The organism is Pedobacter panaciterrae (assembly GCF_013204795.1).
GTDB lineage: Bacteria > Bacteroidota > Bacteroidia > Sphingobacteriales > Sphingobacteriaceae > Pedobacter > Pedobacter panaciterrae.
On record NZ_JABMKW010000008.1, the window covers coordinates 45,523 to 72,007 of the forward strand.

The following is a 26,485-nucleotide window of genomic DNA, read 5'->3' on the forward strand; positions in this document are numbered from 1 at the left end:
AACAAAATGCAAACATTTACGGGGGGGGCTTGTTAACCAAAGAACAAAGCCAAAAATTATGAATAGCATTAATCAAAACCAGCCGGAAGAAAATTACGAAAACTTGAATAACAAGGACGCAGTGGAAAAAATCAGAGAACTCATTGCGGAGTCGGACATTTGTTTTTTCTGTACAAAGGCAGAAACAGGGCCTTCTATGGGGGTTCGGCCAATGAGTATACAGCAAGTAGAAGATAACGGAGACCTTTGGTTGGTTAGTGCCAATGATAGTCATACCAATCTGGAAATTAAGATGGCGCCTGAAGTAAAGCTCTACTTTAAAGGCTCCAAATATTCGGACTTCCTGTATTTGACCGGTACAGCAACCATTCATGATGATAAGGCAAAAATCAAGGCGCTCTGGAAGCCGCTCATGAAAACCTGGTTTACAGAAGGAGAAAATGATCCTAGGATATCATTAATTAAAGTAAGTCCTGGTGATGGTTATTATTGGGATACAAAAAACGGCAACTTGGTTGCAGGCGTTAAAATGCTGATCGGTGCCGCAATAGGTAAGACATTAGACGATTCCATAGAAGGCCAGCTCAAAGTATAAAATCACATTTTTGCTGTACCGGATTTTGTCTCTATTGGTGTTATGCGCTTTAAAATCAAGGATAATATGCCTGCATATGCGACATAGCCCACAAAAATAAAATAACCGGGTTGCAGCGAGGTGTTGTTTTGCGTTACAGTGGATAAGACCTCTTCATGTATATTCAGGTTCGAGAGCTGACTCTTTAAGATTCCGTTCAAGCCAATATAGGTCATTGCAATACCGACAACCATGACATCGGCCATGTCCCATTTACCCAAGTCAAAAGCCAAGTACCTGACCACCTTATTCTCTGCATATTTATCTTTGCCCCATATCTGGATGCCCTTTCCAATCATTCGCAGTACAGGGAGGATGACAACAAATAACAGAATCAATATGCCAACCAATATTGCGTCCGGCTTTGGCTGATCAATTAGTGCCTTTATGATGCCTAGTATACTCTTGCTCTGAAAAAATAGGACCTGATTTTGAAAAGCTAATTTCTCCCCAAGAAGCGTAAAATTAAGCGATTGGATGCGGGCGTCAACTTCTATGATCGTAGCGGTGATACCCACCAGCAGGAGGATAAAAGCAAATAAAAGGGAGAGAATATAAAGCGGAGTATGAAGGCTTACCTGTTTTTTCATCAACAGCCAAAGGCAAAGGGCCAATAAGACGCAGCCAACCATCGCGTATGCATAATTGTAAGTTTGTTTACGTATTGTGATCAGCTTTGAATTGATCGTTTTTTCAAAATCTCCTGCATTTGAAACGCGGTATTTACTGTAGATATGACTGCTAACCGTAGCACTGGCTGGCTTGGTATTGTCGTAGGTTTCCTTCTCCAACTGATCTACTTTACTGGTCACGATACTTTTGAGCCTTTTCTTACTTGCTGGTCTGTTGATCCTATTCACAATGGTACTGGCAAATGAGGGTACCTGTGCATGAAGGTCATCGGTGTCCACTAATGCATTGAAGGCCAATTTTTTGAGCTTACCGCCAATACTCTTTTGGGGTTTATTCACTTCGGCTACTGCCCTATTGACAAGACCGTTTAGCTGTTTTTCAACTTTTTCCTGAAGGTCTTTTTTCTGTTCTGCCGTCATGTCGAAGTCACTGATCTTTCCGTCCACCACTTTGGCAATCTTCTCCCGCCACTGATCTACCGAGAAAATGCCAAAGGTAATGTTATTGGCCACACTATAATCTTCCTTTATCTCTTCCTGATGCTTAGAAAGTGTAGATACCCGGTAACCAAAATAGGCCTCTCCGCAGAGTAGGACACTTAACCCGGCGATAAGCAGGATTTTAAGCAACATCGTTTTTCTAGTGGGCGTCATAAGGAGTAATATATTTTAGTATGGTCGACAAAATAAGCCCGTATAGCACGAAGCTGATGAATATAATGTAGCCTGGCTGCAGCGCAGTATTGTGGGTGGTCAGCACAGTCAGATCGTCACTCTTTATATTCAGGCTCCTTAGTTGACTGTCCAGTAGGCCGTTCAAGCCTATGTATACCATCAGTATCGCAATGACAATAACATCAGCCATGCTCCACTTGCCCGATTGAAAGGCAAAGTACTTGATGATTTTATTCTCAGCAATTTTCCTTTTGCTTAGCAGATGGATTCCGGTAGCGCTCAGCTTCATTACCGGGAACAAGATGCTGAAGACCAGTATCAAAATACCCACCAATACCGAATCTACAGCCGGTTGCGCAATAAGCACTTTTACCACATCAAGAATGCTTTTGCTTTGAAAAAACAGCACCTGGTTTTCAAAGGTGACATGTTCGCCGAGTAACACAAAGTCCAGTGATTTAATGCGTGCGTCAACTTCGATCATGGATGCAGTTAACCCTACCGCAAGCAATATGAATGCAAACATCAGTGACATGATAAAGAGGGTGGCATGCAACTCTACCCGTTTCCTGAATATCCACCACAAGGATAGTACAACCACAATGCAGCCTAGCATGGCGAATGAATAATTGTAAGTTGCTGTCCTGATGCGTGATAGTGATGAGATCAGTTTATCGTTTAATTCTTCAGTTGAATTTACATTATATCTTTTATAGACCTTATCAGTTGCCGCTTTAGTTGCCGCCACCGTACTGTCTAAATATTCCGCACGTTCCAGGGCATCAAACTTTGACATGGCCATTTTGCTAAGCTGCTTTTTGTTAGCCGGGTTATAAGCCTTTGCAAGTATTTCTGTGGCGAAGCCTGGAACCTGCTCCCGAATCTTGTCTGTATTAACAAAGGTTTTGATAACGAACTTTTTTATTTTACCATCAATGGTTTTCTTAGGTTTATTTACCAGTGCTTCTGCCTTGTCGATCAGTGCGAGAATGATTTGCTCAACCTCTTTCCGTAGTTCTTTCTTCTGTTTTGGAGTCAGGGTAAAATCACGGATCTGGTGATTCACAATGCCAGCTACTTTGTCCCGCCATTGCTCTACGGAAAAAACCCCTAGGGTAATGTTATTCACATCGGAATAATCCTGTTTGATCTCTTCCTGCTGGCCTGAGAGTTTGTGCAGCTGATAGCCAAAATATCCTTCCCCGCACAAAAATATAGCAAGGCCTAGTATGAGCAGCAACCTTGGAACAATTGATCCCTTCTTCAAAATCGTTTTTTCAAGGTCCATCATTTTTTTCTTTTGGTGAACCTTTTAAGCTGCCCCATATGTTCGGTTGGCACATTGTCTCCAAGCAGTTTCCCCCAGGGTTTAAGTCCGTTGATCCTGTCGAATATTATTTTTAGTACCGCGATAACAGGGATCGATAAAAACATACCCGGAACTCCCCATAGGGCTGCCCCTAGCAACACGATCACAATTGATATCAGCGCATTGATCTGAACCTTGGAGGACACGATTCTTGGGACAAGTATGTTATTGTCCAAAAATTGGATAAACGCATATGCGGCAATAATCAGTAGTTGTGTGGTAAAACCATCAGTGGTCAAGGTTGCCATTAATACAGGTAAGGCAATAGCGATGATGCCACCGATATAGGGCAACAGGTTCAGGATAGCCCCGATCACCCCTATAAGAATTGCATTCTGTACACCCAGTATTAACAATGCAGCTGAATTGAGTACGGCAACGATGGAAGTTTCGATGAGGAGCCCTACAATATAGCTCTGGATAGCACCTTTTGTCTCGCTAAGGATTTCAGCCACTTTAGTTTGATTCTCTTCAGAAAAAACTTCATAAAGGAAATTAAGGATAAGTGTTTTATAGAGCATAAGCAGGAAAACATATACCGGGATCAAAAAGATCACGCTTAAAATGCCCATTACGCCTGTAAGCGTTTGGCCGATCATGCCTTTGCTGCTGTTAGCCGCTTCGGTGATCATTTTGGTCTGCTTGCTTGCCGAAAATCCGAAGGATTTTTGGACCCATATCTGAAGATCGTGAAGTAACGTGCTTAATTTGTGCTTGATGGCATCCAGATCATCAAAAAAATGAGCAACCTGGGAGGAAAGAAGATACAGCACGCCAGCCAGCACAATGATTGCAATTAACATGGAGATGATAATGGCGATAATTTTGGGCACTTTTCTTTCCAGCCTGTTAGACAATGGGTTTAGAAGAATGGCAATCAGTCCGGCAAATGCAAGTGGGACAAGAATGTCTCTTAATACTGATAAAATAAAAACTGCGATCACTATGCCTAATAGTATAATCGGGACTTTGATATAAAAGGGGTAGTCTTTTTGCATAGCTGTTGAGTGCTTCCTTCACCTAACAATATTTAACCCAAGTAGTTTTATCAATACTCAATTATTTGTTGCGGATCAGCCATTAAATCATTCCATTAGGTCCCGTGGCTAAAAATGACTATTTCTAACTATTGCAATTGACGATGCGGAGTTCTAACTTCAATATTCTTACTATGGGCAATTGCTGTATTTGGCATTGATTTGCACCAACACTGATATAATACTGATTAATAAAAAAATGCATACAAATTATTTATAGCACTCTGGCTGATACCATTGGCCGCTTTTCAAAATTTGCCTTGTTTTAGCGTTTAACCAAACCGGGAGTTTAATTGATATGGACATTGTTACTGACCTTACAGCAGAAGCTGTTTGTTATATTATCCTCTATCAGGACATTTTAAAAGGCAAAGCCTCCGATCATCTAGATCAAAAGCTGCTGACCAAGAAAAGCTGGTTAAACCTTACTGTTGAAGACATCGAAGTTGAGGAGCTTACACCCAATCAACAGGAGCAGATTAAAGATTTAATCTGGCATAGTCCCGCCATGGAGGACCCGGCAAATCTTTCACATCGTTATTTTACAAGTACTCTAGGTCTTTTACAATGGCTGTCAACTAAAATACCCGGTGAAGATCATCCTGAAAAAAGATTGTTTTCCTGGCTTCCCTTTGTTGGTAAAAAGGAGGAAAATGAAGTGCTGATTCTTTTTCAGCCACCTTTTTTCTGGAGGCAGCAGATCAGGGCCTTGTTGTACAATGAACCAAAAGAGCGGATTGTTCTGGTGGAAAAACTTCGTTACATGCCGCTTCAGGTCGTTTCAGTATTGGCAGGAACGGTAACAAGTCCATACCGGATACGACTTTATCAGTTGTATGAATTCTCTGATGAAAGTCGCGAACACCCGATCATTAAAGAACATGGACCAGGTATATTGAGTACCTCTGACAGAAAAGCCTATCTGGGGTGGTGGAAGGGAAAAACGGAGCTGGCCAAAGAATACCTGATTAATGACCGGAAGCTTTTGACTATGCTTAAGGAAGAAAGGGCTTTGCCCTTTGAAACACTTTTCCGCGATGAGTTGGTTGAAATCACAAAAGCCAGAAGAGCAAGAAAAGCAGAATACGATATAGCAAGCAAAAACCCTGCGGAGGATAAAAGAGAAAACACAGACAGCGATGCGTTGGATGATGGGGTCTTTGATCCGATGTGTAAAGCAGGCGAGATGGGCCTGATGGGAATTGCACTTTCCGGTGGTGGAATCCGCTCGGCTACTTTCAATTTGGGCATCTTGCAGCGGCTGGCCAATCTGAATGTCCTGAAAGAATTTGATTATATGTCTACCGTCTCTGGCGGAGGGTATATCGGTGCCTGGTTAAACTCCTGGATCAAGCGATCCGGCTCGTTAAGCAAAGTTACTGATCGCCTATGTCCTGATAGATCCGGAGATCCATTGGCCGATGAAGTCCGTCCGGTCCGCTGGCTGCGAATGTTCAGCAACTACCTGTCTCCTAATGTGGGGATTATGTCACCCGATGCTTGGGGATCGGGGATGACCTGGCTTAGAAACACAGTCATCAACCAGGTTGTACTGCTGCTGATCCTGCTGACTGTCTTGTCAGCAATTTCTGATCTGTATGATACCTGGAATCTGCTGAAAGGCAAGGTTACTATGCTTAGTCCAAGAAACATTCTGATTTCCACTTTTATCATGCTCGCTATTGGGTCGGTACTGGCCGCAATTGCGATGCGTTCTTTTTACCAGAGGGATAAGCAGGCACATAAAGGGGTGCTCAGAAGCATCTGGGAGAAACTGTCGCTTAGCTTCTCCTCACTAACCGAAATAAAAAGAATCATTCCAAATATTTTAGTTGCCTGGGCGAGCATTTGTGCTCTGGCAATCAGCATCTATTTTAATGCGATATACCCATATACTGATGACACCGGGCAGCGAAAATGGTTGATGCTGGCACTTTCTTTAGGCGCTTTTCTGGCCTTTTTATGGCTTGCGATTTGGGGTAATTATCATAAACGGGAAGACCTGATCGAGCTGGGTAAAGCCAATGTTAAAGGAAGAACAGAAAATGTGCCCCGGATTTCCAGTCCAACGGTCATTGCCATACTGCTTTCATCGGCAGTGGCCTCTGCATTGTTCGCCTTACTGATAATATTATTCTGGGAATTCGTCGCTTACTTTTACCGTGTTGCGCCTTCATTCACCAAGATTGCACCTCAAAAAATAATGTTGGTATTGGGCGCCCCAATAGTAATGGAAATCTTCTCTGTCGCAGTGATCACCAGGATGGCGCTGATGGGCAATCTGTTTCCAGATTACAGGCGTGAATGGTGGGGCAGGTTAGGAGGTTACATCCACCGTTTCATGCTGCTCTGGATAATTGTAACCTTTGCCTGTTTGATCATGCCTGACCTATGGCCCGAAAAACCCAGTGCAATGATTCCCGTGGCTTGGGGAGGATGGGCCGGCATTATTGGCTGGGGGGTGAAAAAGGCATTTGAATCCAGGGATGAAGAATCCGGTAAGTCTGCGAACATTATCAGTGTACTGATCAAGGTTGTACCCTTTCTGTTTATGATTGGTATTTTGCTGATCGGCTCCTGGATTAACGAAGGGATCAGACATGAGACCAGCGCATATTCAAATGATTTCTACGGGCAAAACCTTTATATTACTGTTATTCTGGCAGCATTGACCCTGGTTTTAAGCTGGCGTGTGGGTGTCAATGAATTCTCTCTGCATCACTTTTACCGCAACCGGCTGATCAGGGCTTTCCTTGGTGCAACCCGTACAAGGGAAGATCGGGTTAAAACGGCCAATCCATTTACCGGGTTTGATACCAACGATGACATCATATTGTCCTCTATGAAAGTAGAAAACGGCTATTTCGGTCCTTTTCCGATCATCAATGCCGCGTTAAACTCAACAGTGGTATCAGCGCTGGACCGTCAGGACCGGATGGCTGAGTCCTTTATCTTTTCTCCATTATATTGCGGCTATGACTTTAGTCCAACCCGCTCATCGACCTATAACATTGACAATGTGTATGAATATGGTTACCGGCCGACTGAAAAATTTTCCAATAAAAACGGAGGACCCACCCTGGGAACAGCCATGGCCATATCAGGTGCTGCGGTAAGCCCAAACTGGGGATATCATTCCTCTGCAACCATGGCATTTTTAATGACCCTGTTCAATGTACGGCTGGGCTGGTGGATAGGCAATCCAAGACGTGATCGCTGGAAAATGCAGGATCCGAAACTCGGGTTACTGTACTTGTTGAGAGACTTGGTCGGGAAGTCCGATATAGATATGAAATACGTATGCCTATCAGATGGGGGCCATTTTGACAACATGGGGCTTTATGAACTGGTACGCAGGCGATGTAGTTATATCCTGATAGGAGATGGAGAACAGGATCAGGAAGGAACCTGTGAAGGATTTGCAAATGCAATCAGGCGTTGTCGTATTGATTTTGGTGTAGAGATCAATATTGACCTGAAAAACATTACCAGCAAGTTAAAAGACAGGGATTCGGCACACATTGCAAGAGGCTATATCACCTATCCCGGATATGCGCAGAAGAAAGGAACATTGATTTACATCAAAGCATCACTGACAGGCGATGAACCGGTGGATATCCGCGAATATGCCTTAGCAAATACGGATTTCCCCCACCAATCAACAGGCGACCAGTTTTTTGACGAGGCTCAGTTTGAAAGTTACCGAAAACTGGGCTATCATTCCATAGACGATCTGAAGGAACTATACCTTCCCAATGGATAATCAATAACAAGTCAACCTTCATGTCTTTTATTCATTAAAGAATAAACAGAATATTAATGAAATAAAAAATGCATTTTTGCTACGTTACAATTTATTGCAAGAGGTTGAATACAGAATATTTCATAGCAGGGCGCATAGCAGTAAAATCTGAGCGCACATTCTCAAAACTAATAGTTCGTATTGCTATAGCAGGGGTAATGCTCAGTCTTGCTGTAATGATGCTTTCTGTTGCGATTATTAAAGGCTTTAAAAGCGAGATACAGGAAAAAGTAAGAGGTTACATTGGCGATGTGAGAATCTTTAAGTTTGATCTTAACAATTCATTTGAACTGTCGCCTTTTGTACCTGAACCCGAAACTATAGCCAAGCTTAAAAGCAATCCCGATATCGAATATTTTCAACCCTATGCAACAAAACCAGCCATCATTTCTGCTAATGATGAAGTTGAAGGCATAAATTTTAAAGGCATAGATAAGACCTTTAACTGGGATTATATACGTAAACACCTGGTAAGCGGAACAGTTATAAACTTTGCCGATAGTGCTGCCGCCACCAAGCAGATCATGATCTCTCAATTTACTGCCAACCGCCTTAAACTAAAAACAGGCGACGACTTTATCATGCATTTCGTACAGGATCCTCCTCGCAGGCGACCATTTAAAATAGTCGGAATTTATGATATTGGTGTAGAAGAGATCGACAAAGGCTTTGTAATGGGCGATCTTAATCTGATCCGCCGTTTAAACAACTGGAAGCCTAATGAAATAGGGGGTATAGAGATCAGAATTAAGAATTTTGCCAATCTTAAAACCGTTTCAACAAATATTTACACAGAACTGGAAACAAAGCTGAAGTCAGAATCCGTTCAAGACTATTTTCCGGCAATATTTACCTGGCTATCCCTGTTAGATGTAAACACAAAAATTATCCTTGCATTAATGATGGTAGTAGGCGTAATCAATATGATTACCGCTTTATTAATCATGATACTGGAACGCACCAATATGATCGGTATGCTAAAAACCTTTGGTATGACAGATTTTAGTGTAATGAAAATATTCCTCTATAATGCCCTTTACCTGGTAGGAATTGGAGTAATATTGGGCAATGTTCTGGGGCTTGGCTTAGCCTTTCTGCAAACCCATACCCATATTTTTAAATTAGATCAAACGTCTTATTACCTGGCGTATGTGCCAATTGAAATACAATTTACCGATGTGTTACTGTTAAACATCTCTACAATTGTAATTTGTTTTGTGGTACTTATTATACCTTCGTTATTGGTGAGCAGGATAAGTCCTTTAAAAGCAATCAGGTTTAAATAGAAAGCCAGCCTTGCCTCTTTTTCAATTCAGTAATATGAGCAAGGTGGTGACGGCAATGCCAGTCATACAAACCGGTATTTTCATTAATCTTTATACTTCTGCCATGTTCCGGATGTATAAAATCCCTTTCCAATTCTTCTGCAGTAAGTGAATTTAGTAGAAACACCCATCGCTGATGAAGTCCCTCCAAAATCCTCAGACTCGATTCAACTGGCAACCCCCTGCTATCCGCTAGTTCAGCCCATCTTTCTTCATAATAAGCCTTTATTACAGGGCTATCTTCGGTCAAAGCCCATTTCAGTCTTATCTGGCTGTTCATATGGCTGTCGGCACAATGATGAACCACCTGTCTAACTGTCCAGCCTCCTGGCCTGTAAGGAGTGTCTAGTTGTGCATCACTTAAATGAGCTACCTCTTTCCTTAAAGCTTCAGGAAACGAAGCAATAGTAGCAATATAACCATCCAATAAAGCTTTAGTGATTTGAGCAGGTTGCTCGAACTTTCCAATTGGGTAACGTAATTTTTCTAACTCAGTTGAAGTCATTTTGGCGGTTTATTTATATCTAATGCAAATCATTCACTACTACCAGTAAACTTAACAAATCTGTTTACCGATTTCTTAACAGCCTCTGATTTTGCTTTGTTTAATTCCCTAAAAAGACAAGTCTCAACAACTACAGATTTGCCTTTTATAGTCCTTTTCCATGTCCCCTCAATTATGCCGTCAACAATAATCATTCTGTCGAACACAGGGTTTTTCTTCCTAAACTCACTGGTTAATTTTATCGGATTAAATATTGCAGTGCGATCAATGTATCCCATGCCATACTCATCGTAATCAGGCATCAGGAAACTCTTTTGAATCTTTTTAGCTAAAGAAGCATCCAATGCCAACTCTAATGTTTCCCTTTTTAGCAGGTATTCATTACCGTCAAATACCTCTTTGGTAAATACCTTGCTATCAAGCATAGCATCAGCCTTTTTTGCATCGGTAATGGTTAGGCCAGACCACACTGAGAAATCCTTAAGTGTAGCAGGCCCTCTGCTTGTAAAATATCGTTCGGCTAGCAATAATAAAGCCTCATCTTTAGCTATCGAGATCGCAGTTGACGCTCTTTCATCAAATAAAGCATAAGTAAATTGTTTGCCTTCGCGCCTGCCACTACACACCAAACAGTCCATCTCCGCATTCATCATTACATGACCCATTTGTCTGCCATTTAAACTGATCCCATTATTTTGAAACAGATCACTCAACTCAAGTCGAGTAAGGTGATGGCCACCGGTTAATGCCTTACCAATAATATCATTGCATTTATTAAAAAGCTTGCTGTCAAGTTCAAGCTCCCTTTCGTAATAAGCCATGGCTTTACGAATTCTGGGAGCAGTAAGCTCAAGCAACCATCTAATGTCCTCTGGAGTTGCAAAATGCCAGGTAGGGCGAAGCAAGTGAGTCCTTAGTATTTGGCCATCATTAAAGGCTTTTTCTACATCCGCATCGGTAACATTGTTTAACCGCAAACCAATTGCCCATTTCGACATCGCATATTCCTGCGCCTGCATGGCCACCATCCATCTCACGATTTCCTGAGGAGTACTAAACGAAGTTTTGGCAATTTGCTGATTAAAGAGCCGGTAATTAATAATGTCAGAAACAATCATATAGAAATGTGTACGATGTTAATTCTCGCAGGCCAATAAATTAGATTGCCCTAAACGCTGACAACCCCTGCTTGCAGGCACGGCAACCATGCCAACAGGCAGATAATTTACTGTTGCAATTGTTTTAGGTACATAAATAACCACTTCCGTTCTGGTATAAGAATGAGGCAGGTATTTAATGTAATAACCATCAGGATGCAGACCCCATATCCCCCTTGGGAAATCTGTATTTGGAGCAGCACTGCCACTAAGCATTGCCAATTGCTCAATTTGATCGTACGATGAATTGGCCTGATATAACAGACCTCTCATTTTGTTCTCAATTTCTACAATGGTCTTGGCAGGCTCAGGTAGGTTTGCAGTTATCTTTAACATCGCTTCGCTTGATAAATAATCCATTATGCTGCTGCTTAAGGCCGACAAATCATTTTTGTTAAGCAATTTAGCGGCTACAAGCTGAAGATCAGGCGAGAGCTTACTGAAGTTAGTTTTTGCAATTATTGCCCATAAAAGCAATTGTACTTTGCTTTGTTCAATCTCTGGATGCTGCTCCCAATTCGAGATAAGCGTTCTGGCAATCGTTTCTTTTGGGCCTGCCAAAGGTGCATACAAGTAGCCATCGCCATTACCCGGCCCGTGGGTACCTGCTTTTAAACAAAAACTTTTAAAAGTTCCGGTATAAAAACCCGGTTTTAAAGTAAAGCCCTGTGCCGATGTATAGCTTGAGGTTAAATCACAAAGTTTCTTTTTAACCGAGTCAGCGCCAAAGTCTACAGGCATTGTTTCGGTCTTGTTGCAATCGTCAAAGTTGGTGGTTATAGGGTCACTTTGAAGTAGCTTAAGTTGTTTGTTATTAAGGATGCTACCTGCGGCGGTGTTTAACGCATCTTTTAATTTGCCGAATTGTGCATTGGCATTAACACAACAAACCAGTAATAGCAAGATCAGGATTGGAGAGGTCTTTTTCATATAGATGTAATTTAAGATAGATGGTAAATCTACTATCAAATTTAACAACTATTTCTTGCCACCCAAACTTAATTTCAGGTTCAGACCAGCGGTGTTTATTTTGATGTTTTTGTCGCCATAACCGCGCAGCGAGGGTTTAAAGAAAGGCTCAAAAGTTAACGTGCTGCTTTTTCCAAGCGACTGATTAATCCCTATTGCAAAAATGGCACTATTGGCAAAGTCAAATCCCTTAAAATTGCTTTCTTCAGTTTTTCCTTTAAAGTCTGAATAACTATTTGAATAAGGGTTAAAGCCACTTATGGAACTGGAATATTTTTGATTGAGGTAGGTGCTTGAATTTACGCCTGTAGAAAGATAGTACTTGCCGCTTTTTCCGGGATAAAATTTAACAGCCACAGGAATGTCTATATTAAGAAATCGTGCGTCTAATTTAGTGCCATTTGCCCCAACTACATAACCGTTTATAAGGGCAGCATCTGCTGCACTGCTGGACAAGTTAGATAATGATGAGGGCACGGAGCTCTGGTAAGTAATATTGGTTTCGCTAATGCCGGCACCCATAGAAAGGTAAACGTTCTTATTGATCCGAATGTTGGCATTAAAACCCGCACCTGCATTTACTTTTACCGGATTATCTGCGTAATAATTTAAAAACGTAGCTGTATAAACATCAAACAATGCATTTTTTTTATCTTCTCTGGCTTTTTTACCAGCCGACGCCAATACAGGTTTATTTTCTTTTTCATTCTCTTTTTGTAAGAACTCAAGTATTGTAGGTTTAGTGGTCTTTACACTATCGGGTTTAACGGCAACAACATTTGCAAGCAGATTGGCGCTATCTGTGCCGGGCTCATTGCTGTTTATGATTGTATCAGTAATACTAACAGGTATTAATTGTTTTTCCTCTAAGTTGGCTGGCGCAATTCCTTTAACGATTTTTGCAGATACAATTTTTTTGTCAAAAGTATTGATCTCTTTATTAGTGGCTTTATCTAAATTACTGTCGGTTTTTTGAGGCGCTATAGGCGTTGCTTTTGCGGTATTATTTTGCTGACTAACATTCTTGAAAGAATCATTATTATTAGTGTTAAATAAGAAAACCCCAGCTAGCAGTAAAGACGCTGCGATGCCAGATAACCAAAGGTACAGCGGCTTATGACTGCTTTTTGAAGGGAAATCTTTTCTAAGTTCTGCCCAGCCATAATCTGCCCCTTCAGTATCAAATTCTTCGAAAACTGCCTTAATATGATTGCTGAATTTATCGTCTAACGTGTTCATATCTTTATAAGGTCACTTTGTATTAATTTTTGCAATGCCTGTTTAGCCCGGGTAAGGTAAGTTCTAGATGAGCTTTCGGGTATATTTAGCATCAGGCCAATCTCTTTATGCGAATAACCATCAATTTCATACAGGTTAAAAACTACATGATGTATTTCCGGAAGTTGTTTCATTAAGTTCAAAATATCAGCTGCCGAGAGTTTTTCAATGGCAGATGGATACATGGTTTGCTGAAATACCTCCGGGATTTCACTATCATGAATGTATTTTAAGTTCTTTCTTTTACTATCGAGAGCAGTATTAACCAATATTTTTCTAAACCAAGGCTTAAATTCTAAATCATCTTTAAAAGTATGGAGCGCGTTAAATGCTTTAATAAAAGCGTCATTTACCACCACCAAAGCATCATCTTTATTAATAAGGTAGCGCATGGCAACGCCCATTGCATAGGCGTAAAAGCGCTTATACAACATTTCCTGGTGTTTTAGGTCGCCCTTTTTACACTCCTTAATTAACTCAGCATCTGAGGCGTTATGTTTGATGGACATTTATTATTTCATTCGCTTTAATCTATATTGATTTTTGTAACTAATGGTGCTTGTCAAGGTGTTGTGGTGTTCTGTAGAAGGAAATATCTTATCTAAGATCAAACTGTCGCCTTTAATCATATAGCTATAATCGCCGTGCAAAACTTTGTTGCCAACATAATCCATTGATGATACATAATCCATGGAAAATTTAACCTTTGAAGAATTCTCAACTGTAAATATACCAGTACCATTTGTAGCTGCATACCTATCGCCGCTAAACTTAACTTCTGTGTTAACAGATACAAGCTGATTGACCGGCCCTTCAATAAACTTTCCTGTATATGTGTCGTTAAAAACTACTTTGTCATTATTTTTTTTACAACTCATAAATAAGCATAAGCTTAATGCAAATGGTAGTATTTGTTTGATGGCCATAATAGTTGGTTTATATCTTACTATTACGCAGAGGCGATGAGAAACGCTACAGGGCTACAGATATTTTTTTAGATTTCTATCAGAAACAATTGAGAAATACCGAAGAAAGACTTGAGAAACACTTGAACTTAAATATGTTATAGAGATGTTTAAACAATGCTTAAGGGATGGTTGAAATATCCTCATACATATTGCAACCATCTTCCAACGATCTTTCAACCATCTTCCAACCCAAGTGTTTCTCAAGTATTTCAAGTAAAATAGTCGTACTTCCCGTGTATTATCATCCCTGCATCATTACTCTTGCGTCATCCTAGAGCTATTGTCATCTCGACGACAGGAGAGATCTCTTGGTTATGTCAGTTCAAGAGATCTCTCCTGTCGTCGAGATGACGCAGGGGAGTAAATCGAGCGGGAAACGGGTGATGGCGCGTTCTTAAACCAAATGGCCCATTAGCGGATCGGTAAAGCTTTCTTTCGAATGTTCTGCATGCCCGGCAAATTGCTGACTATAACCCACATGTTTTTCCGAAGTTACAGTAAAATCATACCAGCTATGGCTTGATTTCAGATCAAGAGGGATAAAAATTTCCTCTTGGTTTTTCTTTAAAACGGCCTTAACAGGTGCTTTTTTGTAGCTGTTGTCTTTTACAGTTAAGCTAACTTGCTCACCACTGGTTATACGTTTAACGTGTAACAATACATTTCCATTAACCCTGCTGCCATCTTTTTCACTTTGGTACATTAAAGAAACAGCAATTTTAGGGTCGTTTGCACTGCCTTTATACCTGCGGTAAAAACCGTTTACACTGTATACTTTTAAATCGTAAACGCCATTGTGTAATGGCCAGTTATAGTCTATAGTATCACCTGCATCAACAGTAAAGTTCCAGTTGTTATCGGTAGCATATACTATAAAACCGGTGCCTTTTGCCTTGTCGCCAAAGAATTTATTCCCTGCAGTAAAGCCAATTTTAAACTGGTTGTTTGCTGTATCTAACGCACCATGGGCATAAAGCTCATATGGAATTGCGTTTGCAGGTTTAATACCGGGTTCCTGTTTAGGTAAGTTAGGGTTGCCTTTAGGGTTTTTAATAATGCCTGCAATGGCCAGTTGATCCAGGTTTTTGAAGTTATTAGGTAGTTTGGCGAATTTCGCTTTGTGAATGCTTTCGAGAAAAGGTAACCTTTCAACTGCTTTTGGCAATGGAATATTTTCGCCGTTGTATGGTCTAAATACGGAAGTTAAATCGCCGCATAGACTTCTTCTCCACGAGCTGATGTTGTCTTCGTAAATCTTCTGACCAGTTTTATGACTTAAAAACTGCTCCAAAAATTGGATAGAAGAAGTGTGGTCAAAAACCTGTGAGTTTACATAACCACCTCTTGACCATGGCGAAACCACTACCATTGGTACTCTAAAGCCTAAACCTAAAGAACTTTCTCTCTTACTGTTTTCTCCTATGTAAAGGTATTCAGAGCTGTTGTCTAATGATTTTGAAACTGCTCCTGTTTCTGGATTTTTTGGATCCGGAGATACAAAAGGAGGCAGGTGATCAAAGTATCCATCATTTTCATCGTAAGTAAGGATAAAGATGGTCTTTTTCCATACTTCCGGGTTCTTGGTTAAAATGTCTATGGCTTCTGAAAGATACCAGGCGCCATACCAAGGTGCTCCGGGATGATCCGAGAAGTTACTTGGCGCAACTAGCCAGGAAACAGTGGGTAATTTGCCACCGTCAACATCTTTTCTGAATTGATGCAGTACATCTCCTTTAGGGATTTGTGCGGTTCTTTGCGTCCCTTTATCATCGTAAGTGATGGTTTCAAGACTATGGAAGTCTGGATCATTTCTATTAGTTACAAATGCTCTTTTATGTAAGTCTTGTTGCTCCGGAGTTAATTTATCAAGAGTGTTTACTTCTAAAAACTCAATTTCCTTTGTTACAAAATCAAGCTTCTTTTTTAGTTTATCGTCTGGTTTCTCTTTTAGCTTGGCTTCTAGTTCGGTTTTTGCTTTGCGCAGGTAAACCAGATGCTCAGGATGTCTTTTTACATGATATTGTTTAAAAAACTCCATATCATTATCTGTAAAATTAGCCAGCCAGTCGTCTTCTTCATTTTCCAGACCAACGCCTACACTTAGCTCGTTTTGGTATATTTTCCAGTCTACATTGTGCTTAGACAAACGCTCCGGGAATGTACTCCATGAAACGTTTTCAGAACCGTCTATATACCCGTTAGAGTGGTGTGCTGTTGAGGTTGCATTTTGTTCTTCACGGATTTTGCCGGTCCAGAAGAAACAGCGGTTAGGACTGGTTCCTGTTAATATAGAACAGAAATTATGGTCGCAAACTGTAAATGCATCGGCCAGGGAATAGTAGAAGGGGATGTCCTCGCGATTGTAATATCCCATGGTTAATGGAATATCAGCATATTCCTTATTGCCTGATCTTTTGGCTTCCAGCCATCCATCGTATTTTCCGTTATTGCGGGCATCTACCTGATTTTCCCATGAGTGTGGAAGCGCGCTCATCCAGGTTGCTTTTGTATCTTTAATGTTTAACCGGAATGGGGCATAGGTTTGACCTTTTTTATTGCTTTGCAACCATACAGGGTATTGATTAGGTAGGGCAATAGCTCTAGGATCGTTAAAGCCCCTTACGCCTTTAAGCGTGCCAAATGCGTGGTCAAAAGACCTGTTCTCCTGCATCAAAAATACCACATGTTCTGCATCTAAAAAGGTACTGCCCACTTTAGGGTCTATTGCCATAGCTCTTTGTATTGATGGCGGTAAGATGCCAGCTATGCCTAGCGCACCGGTTAATAGGGATGCTTTTTTGATAAAGTCTCTTCTGGTTTCCATTTAAGTGTGTTATAATAAAAGGATTGGTTAGCCTAAACTAATCAATCCTTCGAATAAATTATAAAGAATATGAGCTTATTTTACCCACCAAACTTGTTGGTTAATTTTATCGTTTCCTGCACCAAACTGAGTTTCAATTGCTTTTGAAACATTGTCTCTGTTGTTGTCGTATTCCGATTGAGGATAAATCCAACGGTTAGGAACGGTAACACCAGCAGGGCGACGGAATTCGGGATATCCTGTTCTAAGGTTGTCGTAAAATGCGCTCCATCCCGATTGGAAAAACGTTCTTAAATACTTTTGAGTAATTATCTGCTCCATTTTCTGGGCAGTTGTAGTGCTCAATGCAAAGTTGTTTACCGGCAATGCCAGGTAATCGTTTGCTTTTTCTTCTGTTAAATAAGCCTCATAGCCTTTAACATAGGTTTGATAGAATTTAAAGGATGCCTTTACACCGTTTTTATAATGTTGGTTGGCATCGCCCGAAATCCAGTTTCTTACAATTCCTTCAGCAATAATAAATTCCTGTTCTGAGTAGCCCATTAGTACTAATGGCTCATTTGTAGGGTTGCTTGGAAAGCGGTCATTCACTTTAGATACCTTGCCTGCTGCGGCTTTAATGCTGGTTTCTGCATAGGGAGCAGCAGGGTCGCCACCTTCGTATGAGGTAAAATCATTAATTGGTTTACCCGCCTCTTTGCCAATTTTTGTTTGCGTACAATACAAGAATAAACGCGGGTCTTTTCTGTTTTGAAGATGCTCTATAAAAGTAGATGCCATGAACATACCAGATCCGAATCCGCTTGAGTTGAACTCCGGATAGCGGTTCCCTTCCTGATCTAGAAAGATCAGCTGCCCATCACCATCGGCTTCAGTATTGCCTAAAATAGGCTCGCTTTGTACAATCTGAGCAAAGGTTTCTTTAACTTTCAGGTCGTTGTCGCTTTCTTTTTTTGATAAAGTCATCAATACTTTTAATCTGAAAGAGTTAACCAGCCTGCGCCATTTAGCTGCATCGCCTTTGTAAATGATGTCGCCAGCAATGATTACGTTTAAGCCTTTAAGCATGTTGTTTGCCTCATCAAGCTCTTTAAGAATACCTTGAAACACGGTTTTCTGACTGTCGTAAACAGGCGGCATATAACCTGCCTGATCTTCTCCTTTCAGGGCTTGATTGTAAGGGATATCGCCAAAAGTAAGGGTCAGGTTGTAAAAGTAATAGGCTCTAAAAAATTTGGCTAAGGCGATGTAAGAGTTGTCGTTAATACGGCCGGCTTCTTCTATCATTTTAGTCACATTTCTAAGAGAGGAGTAGGGCGCAAAGTCGCCTCTTCCCCATTTAAAATACTGGCCTTCACTTTCGCCATCTGTTTGTACAAGCATACGGGTTGCATACAAAGGCGAAGTACCGCTGTATGCGCGGAAGGTATCCCACTCAATTTTGGTAAGCAAAAGCTGCGGGTGGGTTTGGGTAGGTTTGTTAGGGTCTATGTTCATTAAATCCTGGTCCTTGCATGACGACATAAGGAGTACCCCGGCTAGTAAACTATATATTAATTTTTTCATTATTCTTTTGTTTTAAATGTGATAGCTGTTAAAGTTTTACGCTTAATGAGAAGCCGATAAATCTTGCAGATGGATCTTGCAGGTTATCGTCATTACCGTAATCAGGATCTAGTAATGGCATTTTCTTCCACATCAAAGGGTTGTAGCTGTAAGCAGATACGTGAACTGATTTTAAGCTGCCCATTTTTATAACCTTTGCAAGGTCGTAGCCTACCGATATTCTTCTTAATTTGAAGAATGAGCGATCAAAAACGTTAGCAAATTTCTTGTTCTCTTCTTCAGTAACTCTTGCCTGGTATGGATAGATCTGACTCCATGTTTGCCAGTTTACAGCAGTTGTGTTTTTCTTATAGGTGCGTGTATCAGAAAGTACGTTTCCGTTTACATCTCTTTTAAGCTCGCCACCGGTAATTACTACACCTTCTGGAATGTAAATTGCTTTTCCGGCTGCGTATTCTGCGTCTCTGAATTCAACAGAGCTAGGATGTTTACCACCCCACCACATTTTTTCGATAGTTACAGAGCGCATAACGCCGCCCCATGCACCATCGATATCGATGTTTACATCAAAACCTTTTATCATGAACTTGTTTTGCAAGCCTAATCGCCAGCTTGGATCGCTATGACCAAGGTTTACGTTGAAGTTGTCTCTGGTAGGCAAACCAGTATTTGGATCAAGAATTACCTCGCCTGTGGCGCTTTTTTGCCATACTGTACCGTAGAAGCTATCTGCTCTTTCGTTTAATTTCAGATCGCCAAACTTAGCCTGGTTGTTATAGATTTCTGTTAATTTCTTTACAGAAGTGCTCCAGTTTGCGGCAATATCCCAGCTAAAGTTCTGGCTTTTTACAGCACTATAATTGGCCATTATTTCCAGACCCTGAGTTTTGTATTTGTTGCCGTTTACCTTACGTGTTTTAAAGCCAGATGCCTCTGATGTGCTTAAATCTATGATCTGGTTTTCATCAATTACATTGTAATAGGTAAATTCTAAGCCCACTTTTTTTACCAGTGAGGTTGATAAACCAACTTCGTACGATGTAGATTTTTCTGGATTGATGTTAGGGTTGATGATCCCGTTAGGGTAGGTAACAGATGGTGTTGATCCGTAGGTTACATCTTTTGTATAGGTGGAGCTGATGCTATATGGAGCAAGATCGTTTGATACTTTGGCCCATGAGGTGTAAAGTTTAAGGTAGTCTAAGGCTTTAGGCATTTTAATATAATCTGAAACCATAGTACTTAAAGATGCAGATGGATAGAAGTATGATCTGTTTTCTTTTGCAAGGGTTGATGACCAGTCGTTTCTGCCGGTTACGTTTAAGTACACCGCATTAAACAAATCGAAATTTGCCGATCCGTATACACTTCGGATAGATTTCTGTTCCAGGTAATTTGTTGCCTGTACCGGGCCCTGGGTGTTGTTTAAGCTATAAACAAAAGGCACAATTAGACCGTCACTAGATGCATATTCTTGCTGTATGTCTCTATTGAAAGTGGATGCACCCGCGTTTAAAGTGAAGTTTAGATCTTTAGAGATCTCTTTATTGTATGAGGCAAGGAAATCCAGATCGACATTCATTTGTGAATTGTTCCACATTTTGTAATCCCCATTTCTTGAATCGCCATAGTTCATGTACGATTTAGGGCTTTTCATGTTGTCGAACGATTTGTTTTCACGTCCCGAAGCTCTTGCCTGCAAGCTTAACTCAGGCGTTACCTGCCATCTAAGTTTTGCTTGTGCATTTAATACATTTCTATCTGTTGCTTGTGTAAGTTCTTCTGAAGCAAAATATGGGTTGTTGTACCAGGCGTAGTTATAGTTTGCCTGTCTGTATCCTTCCATGCCTGGAACATACATGTGGTCTCTAAGGTCTTTGCCGTTTACGTCGTCGCCCATCCATATTAAAATGGTGTACATATGGTTTTTAGGTCCGTATCCGTAACGTGGGTAGTTTGGAGAGCTAACTTTGTTGTAAGATAGGGTAGCGTCTAATTGAAGATTACTGGTAAGGTTAAATGAAGAGTTAAAGTTCATACCACCTGTTGTAAGTGAGGTATTTGGCACCTGACCTCTTTGAAATGAATATTTACCTGAGGCATAAAATTGTGCTTTGGCACCTTTATAGGCTACCGAGAAATCGTTATTGGTTACTATACCGGGTCTAAGAAAATCGTTTAGGTTGTCGTGTCTAACCCAATCGGTAGGTACTCTTTCGTATTTAGATTTATCATCATAAATAGTTCCTTTAACATTTCCGTACCATTGTATGGTTTCTCCGGTTTGCTTGTTTCTGATAGGGCTGTTCCATTGTGCTATTTTAACCCCTGGCTGAAATTTAGGCCCCCAGATCATATCACCATCAGAGATACCTCCATCTTCACCATCCCAGAATTCGTACTTGCCGTTAGATCCGTTTCCGTATTCGGTTTGCGTTTCAGGAAATACAGTGAAGCCTGCAGTAACCATATTGTTGGTGTTGATGTTGATCTCCAATCCGTCTTTTTCAGCATTTTTTGTAGTGATTAAGATTGCGCCATTTTTACCTCTGGAACCATATAAAGCAGATGCAGTAGTACCTTTTAGTACGTTTATATTGGCAATATTATCACCGGAAACATCGAAAAAGTCCGTTTCAACAGGAACGCCATTTATAACAATAAGTGGATTTTTACCTCTTAAAGAGAAGCCTGGTGCCTGGAACATCCCAGTAGGGTTGTTTACCGTTAAACCGGCAACTTGTCCGGATAGGGCATTACCGATGTTCATTGTTTTTGATTCTGACAACACATCTAATTTTACTTCCTGCGTTGCATAACCAATTTTTTTCTTTTGTTGCTTAATACCAATTGCAGTTACTACTACCTCGCCAAGTGTTTTAGAATCTTCCTGGAGGGTAATGTCGAGCTGAGTTTTACCTGCTACATCTGCGTTTTGAGAAATATAGCCAAGGTAAGTAAACGTAAGTGTGGCATCGGCAGCTGCCGGAATGCTGTATTTACCCTCGAAATCTGTAACTGTTGCTTTTTTTGAATTTGCTACACTTACACTAACGCCTGGTATGCCCACGCCCTTGGTGTCTTTTACGACTCCTTTAATGAGATTTTGTGCTATGGCTGCCTGAGCGAAGAAGAGGCATATAACACTAAATAAAAGTAGTTTTCTTTTCATGTTTGAGTTTGATTTTTACAGCGCAAAGCTAGATGAGTGCTGTAAAATCAATATGAAAATGGGATTATGGTTTTGTGATTTTGAGGTGGTGGAAAGACCGTGCCTATAACTTAAAGGTTATAGATTAAACTAATTGTTAACTATGTATTAGGTTTCTGTTTTCTATGAATAACGATGTTGTTTTATTTCCGTAAATTTGCGCCATTATAATTTAATATTAGGAAACTGTGTCGTTAGATAAATTAAAACTAAGCAAGTCGCTGGTAACAGCAATGAATGATGCCGGATATATATCTGCTAAAGAAATTCAGGCAAAAACTATGTCCAGGATAATTGGCGGGCAAGATATTATTGCTGTTGGACCTGAAGGCTGTGGTAAAACCACAACCTACGTGCTTGGCGTTTTAATGCGTTTAAAATACAGTACTGATGAGGCTCCTAAAGTATTAATTCTGGTTCCGGATCAGGAACGTGTGCTTGCAGTAATTGAAGAGTTCAAACTTTTAAGCAAAAACCGCAATCTGCGTATTATCGGCTTGTACGGTACAGGGGGCATGGATGAGGTGATTCAGGAACTGCTTGACGGTATTGATATTGTGGTTGCTACACCTACCAGAGCACGCGCGGTATATTTAAAACTTGGCCTTAACTTAAACAGGTTACAAATGCTGATAGTTGATGATGCTGAAGTGATTGTAAAGCAAGGTATGCCGTTACCGGTTTGTGAATTGGCAAGAAGTGCCGGTAAAGTTCAGCATTTAATTTTTACTACTGTTGTTCATGATAAACTGAACCTGATGATTGATCAGTTTATGAATTTCCCTACTACTTTAGAGGTTGAAGATCTTGGAGATAGTAAGGCAATAACGCACGAGCTTTTGCTATATCAGGTGCCTAATTTTAAAACCAAGGTGAACTTACTGAACCTGTTGTTGCGTGATGATGAGGTGTTTGATAAGGTTGTGGTTTTTGTGAATTCGAGATTAACAGCGCAGAAACTTGGTAAAACTTTACACTCGGCCAAACCAGGTGAGGTTTCTGTATTGAATCCTTTGTTTTTTGATGAAGAGGGTTTTGATCATATAGAGGATTTTAAAGATACCCCTGAAGCAAGGGTTTTAGTTATAGCCAATGAGGGATCTGCAAATGTAGACTTATCGGGTATTCCATTTTTATTCCACTTTGAGGTTCCTGAACATAAGGAATTGTTTTTAAGCAGGGTTGTAAAATCAGACTCGGAAGAGATTGTGGCCATTACTTTTGCTACTGATATGGAACTGGTAGACTTAAGGAAGATTGAGCAGTCGTTAGGTGCAAAAATTCCGGTTATGGATTTGCCTGAAGATTTGGTGATTGATAAAGTTGCTAAAGCCTCTACTAAAATTAAAACAGTAAAAGAAACTGTTGACGCTCCAAAAGGTGGTGGCGCTTTTCATGATAAAAAAGAAAGCAACACGAAAGATTATAACTACGGAATTGGGCAGAAAGCTAAAATGACAATGAAAAAGAAACACGGTTAATTATACTGTGTTATTCTATATAGGGTGCTAATTTTTCTTTAGGTATAAACTCTACGCGATAAGGCATAATACTACTTTTGAGCATCCAAAGGAAAGTTCCTTTAAAGTTGGTAAGTACTACAGTATGTCTTTTTGAGGTACATTGTAAAATTGTAGTATCAGCTATCAGGTAAGAGCTTCCCATGCGGTCGTTATAGATTTCCTGCGGAAGCTTTGTTTCGGTAACCAGTTGTGATGTTTTATCGCTTTCATCTAGCTTAAATATCAGTGTTCTGGATAGCTTTTTACTGGTGCCATTGTCGAACAGCATCAGGTTACCCTGATTGTTCATGTGAACGGAATGACCCTGATCAAAGGTGCTTCCTTCGGGCATTTTAAAGTCGCCATCTTTACCGAACTTCCAGATCACTTTACCTGTTTTGGCGTCTATTTTCCAGATTTGTCCGTTGTTATAAAAGGAGATAATGTAATTGCCATCCTTATCGAAATTTAAGCTGTTTGCATGCATCCAGTCTTTCTTATCCCTCATTAAATTTTTGTCCTTTAACGGATCAAGCTCGTCAAATACTTTCCAGCTCCATACTTTCTTGCCTTTCCTGTCTAGTACTAAAATACCATCGCTCTTAACGGTGTCTTGTTTGCTGCCTCCATATTTACTAAGGTCCATTATCTTTTGTTCTACACACAAGGTAACTACCTGATTTTGCTTGTTTAATATAATTTCGTGATGTATGGTTTGCTTAAAATCCTTTTCACCTTTTTTGAGATGAAGCAAGGTATCGCCATTTAAAGATACCTCCAGTATTTCATTGCCATAACTGGTTGGGTACTCATCATTACCAAGAATGGAAAGCAGGGTTTTGTTTTGGGTAAAGTGAGTGGTTTTAAAACCTGTTCCATCTACCTGATGGTACCATTTTATTGCGCCTTTAGCATCTATAATGAAAATGATGCCGGGTATTTCTCTTCTGTAGATAAGCATATAGCCTTCTTTGAAAGAGGTAGGGATTACTTTAGGATCAGGGGCGTAAACTTTAAAGAAGTCCTGTATCCACATTGGGAAGTCTGTGGTTCTAAAATCGTAGGTTTTGCTTTTGGCTTCGCATTTACTGGTCTGTGTAATTACACGATACTGATATTCTTGTTTGGGATTTAAGTTGGTCATCACGATGCGGTGATGCTTTTTGTTGACCGAAACGGGAGTTCTTGTTATTTGCTTTTCTTTTCCCTTTGGCCAATATTCAATTGAAACATCTAAAGAGGTTTTGAGTTCTACATCGGCATGTACCTTTAAGCTATTCCTATCTGGAGCGCTGAGTTTTATCTCTATAATTTGTTGCTCGCACTGGTTAGCGCAGGCACTTAACAGAAATAAAAAGAATAGGGGAATCAGTCTCTTTATGAATTGCATATGAATAGTTTTTTAGCTGTAGTACAAGGTAATATGAAAATGTATAGAAACAAAAAACGGGATACAATACCGTGTAGGTTGCTGTATCCCGATTAAATTTATTAATTATTAAAGTCTTCCTGCATTGCTCAGGTTCGGATTTAAATCGACCTGAGTTTGAGGATAAGGGAAATACTTGTGTTTGGCAATATCTATAGAAGCTGGTTTGCCAACCGATTTCAGATAAGTGTTAACTACTTCCTGGTATTTGCCCATACGGATTAAATCTACTCTGCGTTTACACTCAAAGAAGAATTCCCAACCGCGCTCCTGTAAGATCTTGTCGCGAAGGCTATCTTTAGTATAAGTGCCCGGAGCGCCAAGCAGGGTTGCTTTTGAACGTGCTTTTACCGAGTTAATCAAGTCAATACTTGCCTGTGTAGGTCCGTTTACTTCGTTTAATGCTTCTGCTTTGCAAAGTACGATATCTGCGTATCGTAGAATTGGAATACCATGGCCATCATAATAGGTTTTAGAACCTGCCGGATCTGCATATTTTTTGGTAGCAACATCTGGTAAGTAGTATTTGCCTTTTGGAGGTGTAGTTTGTCCGGCAGGGGCTTGCATGTATTGTAAACCATCGGTACCCTTATAGTCATAAAAAAACATTTCACGACGCTCATCATTTGGTGCATATGAGTTCCAGAAACTCCAGCTTACAGCATAATATTGCCAGCGATCTGTTACAACCGGATTATTTAATGGACCAAAGTGGTTCATTAATTCGGTGGCGTCATTTAATGCATCGGCAAGTGAACTAAAAATTGATTCTTTACACCATTTGTTGCTTTCCGCAAAAAGGCCTGCATAGGTAGGATATAATTCATATTGATGTAAGTCTTCTATCTTTTGGATGGTCTCTAAAGCTTTTTGCCATTGATGCTCGCGCATATACAGTTTGGTAAGCAACGAAAGGGCAGCGCCTTTAGTAGCCCGACCAACATCATTGGTAGGGTAAATGGCTTTTCCTTCGTAATTAACAGGGAGGTTTGCTGCGGCCGATTCCAGATCACTTATTAAGAACGCATTGATAACTTCCAGACTTGCAGGAGGCACTTTTGTGGTGTAATCTGGATTTTTTAGATTTTCTTCGGTAGTTAGGATAACCGGGCCAAATTCATCTGTTAGATCTATATAAGCCAATGCACGAAGGAATTTGATTTCGGAGAAATATTGATTCAATTGTGTTTCAGTAAGCGTTTTGATCTTTGGGATGTTGAAGAGCGCAGTATTTGCGTCTGAAATAAGCTTATATTGATGTTGATAGGCGAAGTTGATATATTTATTGTTGGTTGACCATTGTGCGTCAGAAAGTTGCGAGATATCTCCTGATTGAAAAGAATGACCAATATCTGTTGTGAAATCTGTTATGGCCATTTGAAAACCAGCATAGTATTGGTAGGAATCGCTAACACCACTAGGCTGTTTTAACCTTGCATAGATTCCGTTTACAGCGGCTACTGCATCGGCCTTTGTTTGAAAAGCATTTGCTTCTGTTAAGATGCTATAGACCGTAGGCTCTGCAATTCTTTTACATGAAGCAAGACCTATTATGCAAGCTGAGAATAAAATTATAGTACGTTTCATAATTGACAATTGTAA

The 26,485-nt window shown here is 40.4% G+C and carries 18 protein-coding genes; 4 read left to right on the forward strand and 14 right to left on the reverse strand.

Features of this window, described 5'->3' with window-relative positions; genetic code table 11:
• Positions 1-58: 58 nt before the first annotated feature.
• The gene (locus tag HQN86_RS02460; RefSeq protein WP_172659454.1) at positions 59-595 is read left to right on the forward strand and encodes a pyridoxamine 5'-phosphate oxidase family protein; all 537 of its coding nucleotides are present in this window, start codon (positions 59-61) and stop codon (positions 593-595) included.
• Between the two features lie 2 nt (positions 596-597).
• Here the strand turns inward: HQN86_RS02460 and HQN86_RS02465 are convergent, their stop codons facing one another.
• The 3 genes from HQN86_RS02465 to HQN86_RS02475 are packed head-to-tail and all read right to left on the reverse strand — an operon-like array spanning position 598 to position 4,308.
• Entirely contained in the window at positions 598-1,920 is a 1,323-nt protein-coding gene (locus tag HQN86_RS02465) for a paraquat-inducible protein A (protein WP_172659456.1), read from the reverse strand.
• Positions 1,907-3,232 (reverse strand): paraquat-inducible protein A, encoded by a 1,326-nt coding sequence (locus tag HQN86_RS02470; RefSeq protein ID WP_246269389.1) that lies wholly within the window; start codon positions 3,230-3,232, stop codon positions 1,907-1,909. The genes HQN86_RS02465 and HQN86_RS02470 overlap by 14 nt, the downstream gene beginning before the upstream one ends.
• Complete coding sequence (locus tag HQN86_RS02475) at positions 3,229-4,308, reverse strand: AI-2E family transporter (protein ID WP_172659457.1); 1,080 nt, start codon at positions 4,306-4,308, stop codon at positions 3,229-3,231. The genes HQN86_RS02470 and HQN86_RS02475 overlap by 4 nt, the downstream gene beginning before the upstream one ends.
• 337 nt (positions 4,309-4,645) lie before the next feature.
• Between HQN86_RS02475 and HQN86_RS02480 the strand changes: the two genes are divergently transcribed.
• Positions 4,646-8,110, forward strand: coding sequence for a patatin-like phospholipase family protein (locus HQN86_RS02480; RefSeq protein ID WP_216854306.1), 3,465 nt, complete (start codon positions 4,646-4,648; stop codon positions 8,108-8,110).
• 104 nt (positions 8,111-8,214) lie between these two features.
• Entirely contained in the window at positions 8,215-9,435 is a 1,221-nt protein-coding gene (locus HQN86_RS02485; RefSeq protein ID WP_048907082.1) for an ABC transporter permease, read from the forward strand.
• Here the strand turns inward: HQN86_RS02485 and HQN86_RS02490 are convergent.
• From HQN86_RS02490 to HQN86_RS02530, 9 genes are all read right to left on the reverse strand, one after another.
• Positions 9,428-9,979 (reverse strand): YfiT family bacillithiol transferase, encoded by a 552-nt coding sequence (locus tag HQN86_RS02490; protein WP_172659459.1) that lies wholly within the window; start codon positions 9,977-9,979, stop codon positions 9,428-9,430. The genes HQN86_RS02485 and HQN86_RS02490 overlap by 8 nt on opposite strands.
• Before the next feature lie 29 nt (positions 9,980-10,008).
• Positions 10,009-11,097 (reverse strand): winged helix DNA-binding domain-containing protein, encoded by a 1,089-nt coding sequence (locus HQN86_RS02495; protein WP_172659461.1) that lies wholly within the window; start codon positions 11,095-11,097, stop codon positions 10,009-10,011.
• An 18-nt stretch (positions 11,098-11,115) separates the two neighbouring features.
• Entirely contained in the window at positions 11,116-12,066 is a 951-nt protein-coding gene (locus HQN86_RS02500) for a hypothetical protein (protein WP_172659463.1), read from the reverse strand.
• Positions 12,067-12,114: 48 nt separating this feature from the next.
• Positions 12,115-13,344, reverse strand: coding sequence for a hypothetical protein (locus tag HQN86_RS02505; RefSeq protein WP_172659465.1), 1,230 nt, complete (start codon positions 13,342-13,344; stop codon positions 12,115-12,117).
• On the reverse strand, positions 13,341-13,892 hold the full coding sequence (locus tag HQN86_RS02510) for an RNA polymerase sigma factor (RefSeq protein ID WP_172659466.1): 552 nt from the start codon (positions 13,890-13,892) through the stop codon (positions 13,341-13,343). Before HQN86_RS02510 ends, HQN86_RS02505 begins: the two co-directional genes overlap by 4 nt.
• A 3-nt stretch (positions 13,893-13,895) precedes the next feature.
• Positions 13,896-14,261, reverse strand: coding sequence for a hypothetical protein (locus tag HQN86_RS02515; RefSeq protein ID WP_216854307.1), 366 nt, complete (start codon positions 14,259-14,261; stop codon positions 13,896-13,898).
• 484 nt (positions 14,262-14,745) lie between these two features.
• Positions 14,746-17,175, reverse strand: coding sequence for a phosphocholine-specific phospholipase C (locus HQN86_RS02520; protein WP_172659469.1), 2,430 nt, complete (start codon positions 17,173-17,175; stop codon positions 14,746-14,748).
• Between the two features lie 75 nt (positions 17,176-17,250).
• Positions 17,251-18,741, reverse strand: coding sequence for a SusD/RagB family nutrient-binding outer membrane lipoprotein (locus HQN86_RS02525; RefSeq protein WP_172659470.1), 1,491 nt, complete (start codon positions 18,739-18,741; stop codon positions 17,251-17,253).
• A 28-nt stretch (positions 18,742-18,769) separates the two neighbouring features.
• The gene (locus tag HQN86_RS02530; protein WP_172659471.1) at positions 18,770-21,913 is read right to left on the reverse strand and encodes a SusC/RagA family TonB-linked outer membrane protein; all 3,144 of its coding nucleotides are present in this window, start codon (positions 21,911-21,913) and stop codon (positions 18,770-18,772) included.
• A 227-nt stretch (positions 21,914-22,140) separates the two neighbouring features.
• Here HQN86_RS02530 and HQN86_RS02535 point away from each other — a divergent pair, with 227 nt between their 5' ends.
• Positions 22,141-23,433: a DEAD/DEAH box helicase gene (locus HQN86_RS02535; RefSeq protein WP_172659472.1), complete on the forward strand. Its 1,293-nt coding sequence runs from the start codon at positions 22,141-22,143 to the stop codon at positions 23,431-23,433.
• A 10-nt stretch (positions 23,434-23,443) separates the two neighbouring features.
• Here HQN86_RS02535 and HQN86_RS02540 read toward each other — a convergent pair whose 3' ends face one another.
• Together HQN86_RS02540 and HQN86_RS02545 are read right to left on the reverse strand one after the other, a co-directional pair.
• Entirely contained in the window at positions 23,444-24,844 is a 1,401-nt protein-coding gene (locus tag HQN86_RS02540; protein WP_172659473.1) for an aryl-sulfate sulfotransferase, read from the reverse strand.
• A gap of 108 nt (positions 24,845-24,952) precedes the next feature.
• Positions 24,953-26,470 carry a RagB/SusD family nutrient uptake outer membrane protein gene (locus tag HQN86_RS02545; RefSeq protein WP_172659475.1) on the reverse strand — a complete coding sequence of 506 codons (1,518 nt, stop codon included), beginning with the start codon at positions 26,468-26,470 and terminating at the stop codon, positions 24,953-24,955.
• Positions 26,471-26,485: the final 15 nt, after the last annotated feature.